This window comes from Bacteroides sp. 214, assembly GCF_010501015.1.
GTDB lineage: Bacteria > Bacteroidota > Bacteroidia > Bacteroidales > Bacteroidaceae > Bacteroides.
Genome location: NZ_QVML01000004.1, coordinates 103,190 through 117,033 on the forward strand (window position 1 = coordinate 103,190; position 13,844 = coordinate 117,033).

Sequence of the window (13,844 nt, forward strand, 5' to 3'; positions counted from 1 at the left end):
CCAAGTTGCAACCTAACAGCCTCACCCCAGCCCTCTCCAAAAGAGAGGGGGAAGATAGCGCAGCTGATTATGAGTGGCAAAAAGTGACCATTCCGCATAATTGGGATGATTATTACGGATATCGCCAACTTACACATGGTAACCTGCACGGAACAGCCTTATATCGTACTACTTTTGTTGCACCATCTCTTCATTCCGCAGGTAGCTCCCTCTCTTTTGGAGAGGGTTGGGGTGAGGCAGTATATTCTTTGCGCTTTTCGGGCGTAGGAACATATGCCACCATCACGTTAAATGGTAAAGACTATGGTCGTCATCCGGTAGGGCGAACCACACTGACTCTTGATGTAACCGATGCTATCAAACCCGGGCAGTCCAACTTCCTCGAAGTAAAAGCCGAACATCCCGAACTGATTGCTGATATGCCGTGGGTATGTGGCGGATGTTCTTCGGAGTGGGGGTTCAGCGAAGGTTCGCAACCATTAGGAATCTTTCGTCCGGTAGAGCTGGAAGTATCGGACAACATTCGGATTGAACCTTTCGGAGTGCATGTTTGGAACGATGACAAGGCAGAAACAGTTTATATTGACACAGAACTAAAAAATTACAGCAACGCTACTCAAACAGTAGAACTAGTCAATAAATTGAGTACCGACATGGGACGCCAAGTGTTTCGGTTGGTGGAACAAGTAACGTTGGCAGCGGGTGAGACAAAAACAATCCGTCAGTCTTCGCCTGTAGAGAACCCAATACGCTGGGATACAGAGAATCCTTATCTTTATAACCTGGCTACCATGATTAAACGTAATACTAAAACCACTGATGAAATAACAACCCCGTTTGGTATCCGCACCATTAGCTGGCCGGTTAAACGCAATGATGGCGATGGCCGCTTCTTCCTGAACGACAAGCCGGTATTTATTAATGGTGTTTGCGAGTACGAACATCAGTTTGGACAAAGCCACGCTTTTAGCCGCGAACAGGTTAAAGCGCGTGTACGACAGATATTAGCCGCAGGCTTCAATGGCTTTAGGGATGCACACCAACCGCACCATTTGGACTATCAGAAGTATTGGGATGCAGAAGGCGTTCTCTTCTGGACACAACTTTCGGCGCATGTGTGGTACGATACACCCGAGTTTCGTGCGAACTTCAAAAAGCTGCTTCGTCAGTGGGTGAAGGAGCGGCGCAACTCACCTTCTGTGGTTATTTGGGGATTGCAGAATGAAAGCACATTGCCCCGTGCTTTTGCCGAAGAATGTTGCGAAATAATTCGCGAAATGGACCCGACAGCACGCAATATGCGCATTATTACTACGTGTAATGGTGGCGAAGGAACCGATTGGAATGTAGTTCAGAACTGGAGTGGTACTTATGGTGGTAATCCACAAGACTATAATCGTGAGCTGGCTCGCAAAGAGCAGCTGCTGAACGGTGAATATGGTGCATGGCGCAGTCTTGATTTGCATACCGAACCCGGTGCGTTCGAACAAAATGGTGTGTGGAGCGAAGAACGTATGTGTCAGCTTATGGAGATGAAGGTGCGTTTGGCAGAACAAGTACGCGATAGTGTGTGCGGACAGTTTCAGTGGATATATAGTAGTCACGACAACCCCGGTCGCCGCCAACCCGACGAAGGTTATAGAATAATCGATAAGGTTGGACCATTTAATTACAAAGGATTAACCTCTCCGTGGGAAGAGCCGCTCGATGTATATTATATGTATCGCTCCAATTATATGAGTGCAGCTAAAGACCCTATGGTGTATCTCGTTTCGCACACATGGGCAGATCGTTTCAAAGATGGTCGCCGTCGTGCTACGATTGAGGCATATAGTAATTGCGACTCCGTATTATTATATAATGATGCTGCTGATTCGGAGTATTTAGGAAGAAAACGTAACGGTGGTATTGGAACACATATGATGTGGGAAAACCGTGATATACGTTATAATGTACTTCGTGCGGTGGGATATTATCAAGGTAAGCCGGTTGCAGAAGACATACTTGTGTTGAAAGGTTTGGAACAAGCCCCTCACTTCGAAAAACTATATGCTGATGTACGCCCGTTATTGGAAGGCGAGAGTGGATACAACTATCTGTATCGCGTTAACTGCGGAGGCGACGAATATGAGGATAGCTTTGGGCAACGATGGAGTCAGGACAATAGATCGTATTCCCACTCGTGGGCAGAGAATTTTGAAGGCTTAAATCCTTACCTTGCCAGCCAACGGGTAACAAACGACCCGATACGTGGCACAAAAGATTGGGAACTGTTTCAATACTTCCGCTTTGGCAGACATCAGCTGACGTTTCGTTTTGATGTACCTGATGGCCGCTATCGCATTGAACTCTACTTTACCGAGCCATGGCATGGTACAGGCGGAAGCGCCGCTACCGACTGTGAGGGGTGGCGCATCTTTGATGTGGCAGTGAACGGACAAACATTGCTCAATGATTTGGATATCTGGGCAGAGACAGGACACGATGGTGCTTGTAAGAAAGTGGTATATGCTGATGTGAAAGGTGGTTCGCTTGTTATAAACTTCCCCGAAGTGAAAGCGGGGCAAGCGGTGATCTCAGCTATTGCGATAGCTTCCTCTCAACAACAAAGCAAACCTGTCACTTTTGGTGAGGGACGTAAAGAGACAACCATGTGGAAATCTTTCAATACTTCTGTTATGGAGAAAACCCCGAAGGAACTACTTCCCGAAGATTTAAATACTCGTGCTAACGTAACTTACGAAGCCGAAGAGGCGAAGCTACGTGGTAAGTTTACCAAAAAGGAACACCGCAAACAGGTTGGTGTCTTCTTTGGCGAAAGCAAAACAAACAGTATTGAATGGAACATATCGACCGGACTGGCGCAAGAGTATGCCATGCGGTTTAAGTATATGAACACCAGTGGCCGCCCGATAACCGTACGCCTACAGTTTATAGATAAGGTAGGAGCTGTGTTGAAAGATGCTGAAATAACTTTCCCCGAAGCACCCGAGAAGTGGCGAATGATGAGTACCACAACAGGTACATATATCAATGCGGGATATTATCGCATCGTACTAACGGCAGCAGATATGGCAGGACTAGCGTTCGATGCGGTTGATGTACAGTAATATAATAAAACAATGAAAAGATTTCTTCTCCTTTCCATCTCTTTTTGGGCAGTAAGCTTGCTGGCTCAACCAATCTCTCACGACTGGGAGAACCACCACGTATTGCAAATTAACCGCGAGCCGGCTCGTGCTGCATTTACCTCATTTGTCAAAACTCCGGGTGATAGCAACTTCTCACTCGATGGATTGTGGAAGTTTCGTTGGACGGCTACCCCCGAAGAACGAATCGTTAATTTCTATACCACCGACTTTGACGACACTCAGTGGATCTCTTTTCCTGTTCCTGCCAACTGGGAAGTAAACGGTTTTGGTACACCCATCTATGTGTCGGCAGGTTATCCGTTCAAAATCAATCCACCCTTTGTAATGGGCGAGCCCAAACACTCTTATACGACCTATAAAGAACGAAATCCGGTAGGACAATACCGTCGCACGTTCAACCTTCCTGCAACATGGAAGCAAGGCGGACAAACATTTATCCGCTTTGAAGGGGTTATGAGTGCGTTCTATGTTTGGTTGAATGGCGTTCGGGTGGGTTACTCGCAAGGGAGCATGGAGCCTTCGGAATTCAATCTTACTCCGTATTTAGTGAGTGGCGAAAATCAAATAGCCTTAGAGGTGTATCGTTACAGTGATGGCTCTTATCTCGAGGACCAAGACTTCTGGCGATTTGGTGGTATTCATCGTAGCATTTCGTTGTTTCATACTCCTGACGTTCGTATTCGTGACTTCATGATACGTACCTTGCCCGATGCTGACTATAAAGACTTCACCCTCCAGATAGACCCGCAGCTTAGCGTATATAATAAGGAGAAGGGCGAAGGCTATCGTTTACGTGCTGTACTTGGAGATATCAACATAACTGCCGATGCAGAACCTATTCTTGATCTCGATCATCGCGCTGTTAATATGAATACGTGGTATCCGCAACGTGGACCGCGCAAGATGGGACGTATGTCAGCTCTCATTCCTAATCCTCGTAAGTGGACTGCCGAAACTCCCGAGCTCTACGACTTGTTGCTCACACTCGAAGATAGTACAGGTAGAGTTGTAGAGCAGGTGCGTCAACGTATTGGTTTCCGTTCGGTAGAGCAAAAGAACGGACAGGTATTGGTAAATGGTAAACCTATCCGTTTACGCGGTGTGAACCGCCATGAGCACGACCCGCTAACAGCCCGTGTGATGAGTGAAGAGCGTATGCTGCAAGATGTTATGCTTATTAAACAAGCCAATATGAATGCGGTTCGCACCAGTCATTACCCTAACGTAAGCCGTTGGTATGAGCTATGCGATAGCATCGGACTGTACGTTATGGACGAAGCAGATATTGAGGAGCATGGACTGCGCGGCACACTTGCCAGTACACCCGATTGGCATGCGGCTTTCTTGGACAGAGCCGTCCGCATGGCGGAACGAGATAAGAACTACCCCAGTATCATTTGTTGGAGCATGGGGAATGAAAGTGGCTACGGTCCAAACTTCGCTGCTATCTCGGCATGGCTGAAAGATTTCGACCCTACACGTCTTATCCATTACGAAGGAGCACAAGGTGTAGATGGTAACCCCGACCCTCAAACCGTAGATATGATTAGCCGTTTCTATCCTCGTGTGCAGCAAGAGTACCTCAATCCCGGTATAGATGAAAACAGCGATGCCGAGCGTGCCGAAAATGCCCGTTGGGAACGTTTACTCTCCATTGCCGAACGAACCAATGACAAGCGCCCTGTACTTACCAGCGAATATGCACATGCTATGGGAAATGCTTTGGGTAACTTCAAAGAGTATTGGGATGAAATATACTCCAACCCACGCATGCTTGGTGGTTTTATCTGGGATTGGAGCGATCAGGGAGTTTACAAAGCCTTGCCCAACGGCGAACGCTTCTTAGCTTACGGTGGCGACTTTGGCGATGTTCCCAATCTGAAAGCCTTCTGTTTTAATGGTATCGTGATGTCCGAGCGTGAGATAACACCCAAATACATGGAAGTTAAGCAAGTATATGCTCCTATCAATGTACAGAAGAAAGGAGACAAGTTGATTGTCACTAACAGAAACCACCATACCACAACGGCTCAGTATGTTTGCCGCTACACGATAACTAAAGATGGACGTATGCTTCGTGAGGGCGAAATAACTCTGCCCGATATCCTTCCGGGAGTTTCGGCAGAGCTGGATGCTCCTTCGCTTAAGAACTCTCCGCCTCAATCTGATGTGCAGCTTAACATCAGCTTTGTATTACGCAATGATGAGTTGTGGGCAAAGAGAGGATACGAAATAGGCACATGGCAGTTTTGTCTGCAGGAAGGAACCCTTGCACCCGAACTTAAAAATCGTAATGGCAAGCTGAAAGTGATAGAAGATAAAACCGCTGTAACTCTCACCGTAGGCAATAACCATTTAACTGCTGTTTGGAATCTCAAAGAGGGAAATCTGATATCTTTAATCTGTGGCGGACAAGAGGTCTTGACACATTCTGTCGACGTAACCTCTCAACCATGGATGCAAGCCTTTCGTGCTCCGGTAGATAATGATAAAGGCTTTGGTAGCTGGATTGCCAAAGACTGGCAACAACATGGGCTGGCTACCCCCGAAACCGTATTCCATTCGTGCAACTACACAACGGCAGCAGACGGTAATGTTCTTGTAGAGATAAAGAAATCCAATCGCTATCAACGCGGAAGTATCGATGTAGATTATCGTTACCTGCTAACCGAAGAAGGAACTATTGAGTTGAACGTAACTTTTACACCTCAGGGCGAACTTCCCGAACTGCCTCGCCTTGGCATTGCATTCTGCTTAAACAAGTCGCTAACTAACTTTGCCTGGTACGGCTGTGGCCCGCAAGATAGCTATCCCGACAGAAAAATATCTACCCCCATTGGCTTGTGGCGTAGTAATGTAAGCGAACAATACACACATTATCCTCGTCCGCAAGATAGTGGAAATAAAGAAGAGGTGCGTTGGCTTACATTAACCAATGCAAAAGGAAAAGGCATTCGCATCGATGCTATCGGGAATACATTTTCTGCTTCGGCATTGCACTATACCGCGCAAGACCTTAATGCTGTTACGCACGACTATCAGCTCCGCCCTCGCGAAGAAGTGATTCTTAGTTTGGACGCTGCCGTGTTGGGACTGGGCAACAGTAGTTGCGGTCCGGGTGTGTTGAAGAAATATGCCATAGAGAAGAAACCGCATACACTGCAAGTACGAATTACGACTGCTCGTTAAATGCCATAAGCATTTGCTCCAAATGCTTATGGCATTCACCTCGGATGCTTATGGCTCTTGGGGTAAATGCTTATGGCTCTCCGACTGTTTACTATAAGCTTAAAGTGCCAGTTGTAGCTTTACCATCCTCCAAATGTAGTTTTACGAAATAGGTCTTCACCTTCACAAAACGCTGTAAGCAGATGGCGCTGAGGGAATTACGTGTGAAGACCCCCTCTTTTTGCCTTCACAAGGTCTTCACAACCAATTTTTTTGACTGCTTTTGTGGTAAAATGCAGTGAGAAACAATGCGAAAAACAGTCAATCTTGCAGTAAAAAGCAGTGAGAAAAAGGCTGCTTCAAAGTCCTCCTCCGCCCTTTGGAGACCTCCTCCAATCAGTATCTACTCGGCAGCAATTCCGAACTGGGGTTTAACCCATGAAATAGACCGAGGTAGAATATGTGGTTGGATGCTTGCGTTTTCCCTATTTTACTATACTTTTGTCGAAATGTTCTATTTTATCTATTACATGAAAACACATAAACGCTTACTTTTCCTTTCTTTTTTGCCTCTGCTGTTCATCTCTTGTTCGCAGAGAACAGTTACTAATCCCTTATTGCTTCGTGCAGATTCGTTGATGGAGTGTTGTCCGGATAGTGCGTTGTCGTTACTCACTGCATTTGTGGCAAGTGTTCAACACGAAAGCCGACCTACTCAGATGTACTACAACTTGTTGCTTACCAAAGCACAAGATAAATGTTTCTTAACGCACACATCCGACTCGCTGATGAAATCCGTAGTAGATTATTATCAAAAGCACGGTAATACGCATCAAAAAATGGAATCGTTGTATTATTTGGCAAGTGTGTATCGCGACTTGGGCGATGCACCCCGGGCAATCGACTGTTTCTTGAAAGCGGCAGAAACATCCGAAGAACAGACAGAACATAGGCTGTTGAGTAGAATATATAGCCAGATAGGAACACTCTTTTTTAAGCAAAACCTGCATAAGGAAGGGGTGGAGGCTTACAAGAAATCATATCAGCATGACGTGTCGTTGAAGGATTCATCAACCATAATATATGGCTTGCACGAAATGAATAAAGTATATATCGAAATATCTCATGTTGATAGTGCCTTGTACTATTATAACAAAGCAATCGAAATAGCAAAAAGAACAGGCAATGAAACAATTGCCGAAAAGGTAGGAGTAGAGTTGGCGGATATTTATCTGCGGCTCAATCATTTGGATAGTGCACGCACATTATTAATTGAGAGTACGGTGAAAAAACATCTGGATGATGGTTTAGCTGGTGGAAGGTCCTATACAAAAATCAATAACTCGGATTCGGCTAAGCACTATCATATTAGGGTTGTAGAATTTGGCAATATTCAATTAGAAAAGGATGTGCCTTATTTTTTGGAACAATACGTTTCGAGCAATGATTCTATTAAGAATTTCACAACTACCGAAAGTGTAAAACAACTAACGTCGTTGTATAATTATCAGCTTATCGAAAACGAAAACAACCGCTTGTTGTTGAAGAATAAAGAGCGGGAGATGGTTGCATATACTGTATTCTTCGTGGTTGTTTTGGGTATTATTATTGCCTGCTGGTTATTTCTTTACTATCGCAAGCGCAAGAGGATGCAGTTGGAGCAACAGCAACGTGTTTATTTTTTCAAACAGCAGGAATTACAAGCCGAAATAGAAAAGAAAAACAAAAAGATGATGGAGCTGAAACAACAATTGGAGAGGTCGGCTACAGAAAACACACAAGAGGTAATTCTTTTGCAGCAACGACTGGAGGAAACCATTAGAAAGCACAATCAGTTAGTTACACAGAAGAAGGAGACCGAAAATAAATTTCGTTCATCTTCCATCTATTTGCTGCTTCATGAGAATTGTAAAAACCCGAGTTTTAGGATAAAGAAGCATTGGGAGGAATTGCAAGAAGAAATAAACTTACTCTACAATAATTTTTCAGGAAGGCTTTATATATTATACCCCAAACTAAGCGAAACAGAACTACACGTTAGCTTACTCATAAAAGCAGAAATTCCGCTTAAAGACATAGCCCGATTGCTTTGCAAAGAGCCAAGTGCCATAAGCAATATTCGTAAAAGGTTGTACGAAAAAACCCATGGCGAACAAGGCAGGGCGGAGCTGTGGGATGATTTTATACGTAAGATGTAAAGCTTATATAGCACTTCATAGCGTGGTTGCTAATAGGGATGGCGCATTTGTGAACTTTTTGTGAAGTAGTTTTTGTGTATGACATAACAATCGGAGGTAGATTTGTTGGACAAACAAATTGATATAACATTAAAATGAAAACAAAACTCTTCCTCCTCTCCCTACTGTTATTTGTAATACTACCTGTTTACTCACAAATGATTGTAAATAGCGGTGGATCATCCTCCAAATTCGCCAAATTTGCCGAACTCGAAATCCTTGCCGAAAGTAAATTAGAATGTATTTATGCCTATACGGTTAAAGACCTTGAACGAAAAAGCAGCCAAACAGAATATATGATTCTGCAAGCAGGAAACACCCTTTCCAAGTTCTGGGGGTTGTCAAATTATCGACGAGATTCTGTAATCTATCAAATGGATATTACCAAAATATCAACAAATGAAGCCGGTAGAATATATGGTAAATATGGGTCGGTTTCATTGCTTAAAGATAAGTTTTTCATAGATGGAATCTCTGGTAAGGTTACTGTTCTTGGTCGGATTTTTCTGGATAATTATGTGTATGAAGAGGATATACCTGCCATTGCTTGGGATATAACCAACCAACGAGATACCATTTGTGGTTATGCCTGCCAACAAGCAACCGCTACATTTGCTGGCAGAAACTGGGCTGCTTGGTTTGCTAACATTCCGGTAAATGCAGGTCCATGGAAACTTTGCGGACTTCCCGGGCTAATTTTGAAAGCAGAAGACGAAGAGAAAGAACACTGCTTTGAAGCGATAACGATACGCAACTCTACCCAATCCATCCATAAAGAGAAGAAGCACTACATAAAAACAACGCGAGACAAATATATAAAGGGGCTGAATAAACACATGGAAGATCCTGGAACTGCCTATCGCGGTACAATGTATGCGCCGAAAGATGAAAATGGCAAAGAGATAGAAGTGAAATCGTATAAGCCATTCTATAACCAGATAGAAAAGCTGTAACGATGCCGAGGCTTCTGTTCTTAATGCTGTTTAGTGTTATTTCGTTCTGCCTATACGCTCAGCAAGCCGTGCGCGGAACGGTGTTGAGTACGCAAGACTCTACATCACTTGGTGGCGTAATTGTGAAAGCGATAGATGTAGAAGAAGCGCTCCTTGCTTATGCCATAAGCAATGCAGATGGAGAGTTTCTGTTGAAGATAAAGACAGAAGTAGACAAGGTTGTGTTGCAGTTTTCGCTTATGGGGTATAAAACCGTTCGGAAAGTAATAACCCCAAAAACAACAGAAGTTACGATGACAATGGAAGATGATGTCTTTCAGTTGGAAGAGGTGACCATTAAAGCAACCCCTATTTATGGAAACGGCGATACAATTAGTTACAACATAGCTTCGTTCCTATCGCAAACCGACCGAAACATTGAGGATATTATTAAGAAGTTGCCGGGGATAGACATAGATAACTCGGGGAAGATACTCTATAAAGGGGAGCCTATTAATAAGTTTTATGTAGAAGATCTTGATATGCTGGGCGGTAAGTACAGTCAGATTACCAAAAACTTAGCCCCCGAATATGTTACTACTATTCAGGTATACGAAAATCACCAACCCATACGGGCGAAGAAGGATATTGAGTTTGTGGACAAAGCCGCGCTGAATATCAAGCTGAAAAAGAATCAGGTACGACCAATGGGATATATTTCGGGTGGGGGTGGCTATGGTGACAAGGCGTTATATAAAGGCGAGCTTTTTGCGCTATTTATCAGGAAACCATCGCAGCACTTGCTAACAATAAAGAGTGGCAACGACGGCGTGTCTTATTCGAGCGAACTGACCAATCAAATCAGCCTCGAATCGGAAACAACTTCACAAATCAATAAACTTTTTGGCAGAGGTGGCTACGGCAAACCTTCTATTGCCTCCGAAAGGTATTATCGAAATAATTCTTCTATTGTTTCGACTAATAACTTATTTAAGCTGGCTACCAATAAAACAATAAAGGTAAACGCTGATTATTCCTATGATAAGAACAGCTATACGCAAGGCAAACAGCTAGTTTATTTTTCGGAAGAGGGCAATGTAATTGTAGAAGAAGCTATTGATTCGCGTTATGAAACGCACAAACTGGGTGCGGAGGTTGATTATGAACTCAATGATACAGTGTGTTATCTCAAAAATAGATTATCCTTCAGTTCGCAGTTTGTTGATGACAAATTTGAAATTGCAACCGGAAACCAGCTAACAGAAACGCGCAAAATGAATGAAGTGCGTCTTTCCAATCAATTCAATTACCTAAGGCGAAGCGACAAACGATTGACGGGGTTCAACTCGCGCATGAGTTTCAACAATTTTCCACAGAACAATTTGTTGATAGCTAACAACACAGAAGCAATCAACCAACTACAAAAAGTAACCGGATGGGGGTTTTATACCACAGAGTCTACTTCGCTAAATTGGTCGGCAAACCGACGTTCTATGTTTTCGCTATTATTGCTTATTAACACAGCGTATGACAAAATAGAGTTGGAAAGTCAACACGAAGAAACAAGTAAACATACTGCTCAAGGCTATAAGATAAGCTATGAAGCGGTGGCGGGATATACCTATCAAAACACAGATCTTCGTTACGAGGCTACTCTCCCGTTTCGGTTGTATACTATTCGCTATTCATACGGCAACAATGAAAAATTTCGTTTGACCCGCCCATACATCAACCTGAATCATTCATTGAGATATACACTTTCGGCACGATTTGCATTGACAGGAAAACTACAATACGAAAGTGTAATAGGTGATATTGTTGATTTTGTAATGCAACCGATTCAACTCAATTACCTTTCGAGAATGACTCCCGGAACTGGTGTACTCGAGGAAAGAAACAGGTTGGGTGGGAGTTTGAACGGTAATTATAAAAACTCGCTTGCAGGTTTGTTCTACTCTGTTCAGGTGGGTTATACATTGATTGAAAAGAATACAATCAATAGCTCCGTGGTAGATGAAGAAACTGTTTCTTCTACCGCGAAGGAGCAAAAAAACAAAGGAAGGTTGTTTCTTGCAACGGGTTATTTCTCTAAAAATGTACATAATATACGTACAGTGTTCTCGGTTAACGGGAATTACACGCTTAATAAATCCAAGCGGATACGCCACTCTATCAAGTATCCGGTGGATGTTTCGGTTTGGTCTGTAGCTCCTACCATAACCACTACACCCTATAAGTGGTTATACATAAGTTGCGATGCCGTTTTCTCTCAAACAGGTGTCTCGACTACAGTAGCTGGTTCTGCAACAAAAACAACTCAAGATAACTGGACAACTGGTATTCATCTCTCTGTCTTTCCGTTTTCAGGGTTTGAGGTATACAGTAAATTGAATTATACTAATATAGAAACAGAACCAAGTAAGTATGTATCTGCTTATTTTCTGGATGGAGGAGTAAGATATATTCGCTCGGAGTTTGAAGTAGAATTGAAACTATCCAACCTTACCAACCAGAAGGTGTACGAAAACACCATTCACAATGGTTTTGACCAAATAAACTATCGTTATGCGTTGCGGGCACGGGAGTTTATGATAACAGTGCGGGTTAAATTTTGATTTTGTTTGAACACCCCGTAGGGGTACAACGTCTATAACCACAGGTGAAACCTGTGGCAGAAAAAGGTTAAGTGAGTAAACCCCGTAGCGGGTTTAACCCATACGGCACAACCCCGTTTAGTAACATTATCATACAATCCTAAATCCAAACTCGTTATAGAACCTTAATACAAATTTGGAACTATCACCAAAAAACCTTATCTTTAGTATACAAAGATATACGGAAAGTATATACAGATAGAGGCGGAAAACCAGGCGTTTTTTGCCTCTATTTTTTTAGTTTTTCCTACTCCCGTGTTTAACACAACTCGCTTCCGTGGTAACCACTAGCACATGCCGTGTTAACCACTCTTACCCTTCGTGGTTAACACGAAGACAAAAGTGGTAACCACGGAGGCAAAAACAGTGTAAAAAGTAATCCGACTTCATACAACCGGATTTTTGCGATGTGGGCAAAGCGAGCGACTCCTTTTTATGGGAAACAGAGAAGTTAATAGTATATAAATAAATCGAGGGGGAATATGGGGGCGGGTGGTTATGTTTTCTGACAAATACAATTATTCTTGAATGGAAAATTGTAAAAATGTTTGCATTTCCCCTGTTTTACTATACCTTTGTCGAAACGTTCTATTTTATCTATTACATGAAAACATACAAACGCTTACTTTTCCTTTCTTTTTTGCCACTACTGTTCATCTCTTGTTCACAGAGAAAAGTAACTAATCCCTTATTGCTTCGTGCAGATTCGTTGATGGAGTGTTGCCCGGATAGTGCGTTGTCGTTACTCACTGCATTCTCAGCAAGTGTGCAACACGAAAATCATCCTACCCGGATGTACTACAACTTGTTGCTTACCAAAGCACAAGATAAATGTTTCCTGACGCACACATCCGATTTGTTGATGAACCCCGTAGTAGATTATTATCAAAAGCATGGTAATATGCATAAAAAAAAATCATATCAACATGACGTGTCGTTAAAAGATTCATCGACTATTGTTTAGGCTGGTTTGAGCTGGAATGAATGAGCTATTGTAGAGGCTCGCCACCTCTATGAATACTATAAAAACCTCCCTGCAGGAGATTAACTAACAAATAAAATCTGACGAGATTTTTAACATTAACTAACACTACAAAAAGGCGCTGTGAAGGTATACAAATAATTAAGTTACTCAACTTTAGTTGGAGTACATAGATAATTAAATGCAGCTATTTTTATTTTAATAGTTTGCAAGATGGAAATAAAACTAACAAAAACAAATTGAATTTATGAACAAATTGATTACATTAGTCACACTTCTTTTTTTCCTGATGTCATGTAACGATGATAATGAAAAAGAAACTTATAAAGACATTGTGTTTACGGTTGCTTCTAAAAGAAGTGTAAAGGATAACATTGAGGAAACGCCAAGTTACCAATATGTTTATTATGTCAAAACGTCTGAGAATCAGGAGTGGACAAAATTCCCCTATGAAATTCTTAATTTTAATTATGAAGAAGGTTATGAATACGTCATAGACGTGTTAGAGGTGACTTATTCAAGTGCTCCAGAGGATGCACCACTAAAGGAGTATCGATTTATAAGCTTAATTAATAAAGAAGAAAAAGAATCAGAAAATCTTCCTGATTAAACGTTCTTCCTAAAACTACTAATAGACGTTATATCAACGACCTGGCCAAAGAATAACCAGTTCAAAAAGATTGCAGCTGCACAGGTTACACCAACGGGAGTGTGAACTG

General features: G+C 42.6%; 6 protein-coding genes and 1 pseudogene. All 7 read left to right on the forward strand.

Annotation, left to right across the window (positions count from 1 at the left end; all coding sequences use genetic code 11):
• Positions 1–83: 83 nt before the first annotated feature.
• Positions 84–2,598: pseudogene (locus D0T50_RS13945) on the forward strand (malectin domain-containing carbohydrate-binding protein); the annotation flags it as partial.
• Between the two features lie 524 nt (positions 2,599–3,122).
• On the forward strand, positions 3,123–6,341 hold the full coding sequence (locus D0T50_RS04955) for a glycoside hydrolase family 2 TIM barrel-domain containing protein (protein WP_163222403.1): 3,219 nt from the start codon (positions 3,123–3,125) through the stop codon (positions 6,339–6,341).
• 287 nt (positions 6,342–6,628) lie between these two features.
• Positions 6,629–8,518, forward strand: coding sequence for a tetratricopeptide repeat protein (locus tag D0T50_RS04960; RefSeq protein ID WP_163222404.1), 1,890 nt, complete (start codon positions 6,629–6,631; stop codon positions 8,516–8,518).
• Positions 8,519–8,652: 134 nt separating this feature from the next.
• The gene (locus D0T50_RS04965; RefSeq protein WP_163222405.1) at positions 8,653–9,510 is read left to right on the forward strand and encodes a GLPGLI family protein; all 858 of its coding nucleotides are present in this window, start codon (positions 8,653–8,655) and stop codon (positions 9,508–9,510) included.
• Between the two features lie 2 nt (positions 9,511–9,512).
• Complete coding sequence (locus D0T50_RS04970) at positions 9,513–12,104, forward strand: carboxypeptidase-like regulatory domain-containing protein (protein WP_163222406.1); 2,592 nt, start codon at positions 9,513–9,515, stop codon at positions 12,102–12,104.
• A gap of 643 nt (positions 12,105–12,747) precedes the next feature.
• Positions 12,748–13,107 (forward strand): hypothetical protein, encoded by a 360-nt coding sequence (locus D0T50_RS04975; protein WP_163222407.1) that lies wholly within the window; start codon positions 12,748–12,750, stop codon positions 13,105–13,107.
• Between the two features lie 265 nt (positions 13,108–13,372).
• Positions 13,373–13,735, forward strand: coding sequence for a DUF4377 domain-containing protein (locus tag D0T50_RS04980; protein WP_163222408.1), 363 nt, complete (start codon positions 13,373–13,375; stop codon positions 13,733–13,735).
• The last annotated feature ends 109 nt before the right edge of the window (positions 13,736–13,844 follow it).

Bases quoted from the DNA above. Each gene is read 5' to 3' on its own strand.
- D0T50_RS04960 (WP_163222404.1), top strand. From the start codon at position 6,629: ATGCGAAAAACAGTCAATCTTGCAGTAAAAAGCAGTGAGAAAAAGGCT.
- D0T50_RS04980 (WP_163222408.1), top strand. From the start codon at position 13,373: ATGAACAAATTGATTACATTAGTCACACTTCTTTTTTTCCTGATGTCA.
- D0T50_RS04955 (WP_163222403.1), top strand. From the start codon at position 3,123: ATGAAAAGATTTCTTCTCCTTTCCATCTCTTTTTGGGCAGTAAGCTTG.
- D0T50_RS04965 (WP_163222405.1), top strand. From the start codon at position 8,653: ATGAAAACAAAACTCTTCCTCCTCTCCCTACTGTTATTTGTAATACTA.
- D0T50_RS04975 (WP_163222407.1), top strand. From the start codon at position 12,748: ATGAAAACATACAAACGCTTACTTTTCCTTTCTTTTTTGCCACTACTG.
- D0T50_RS04970 (WP_163222406.1), top strand. From the start codon at position 9,513: ATGCCGAGGCTTCTGTTCTTAATGCTGTTTAGTGTTATTTCGTTCTGC.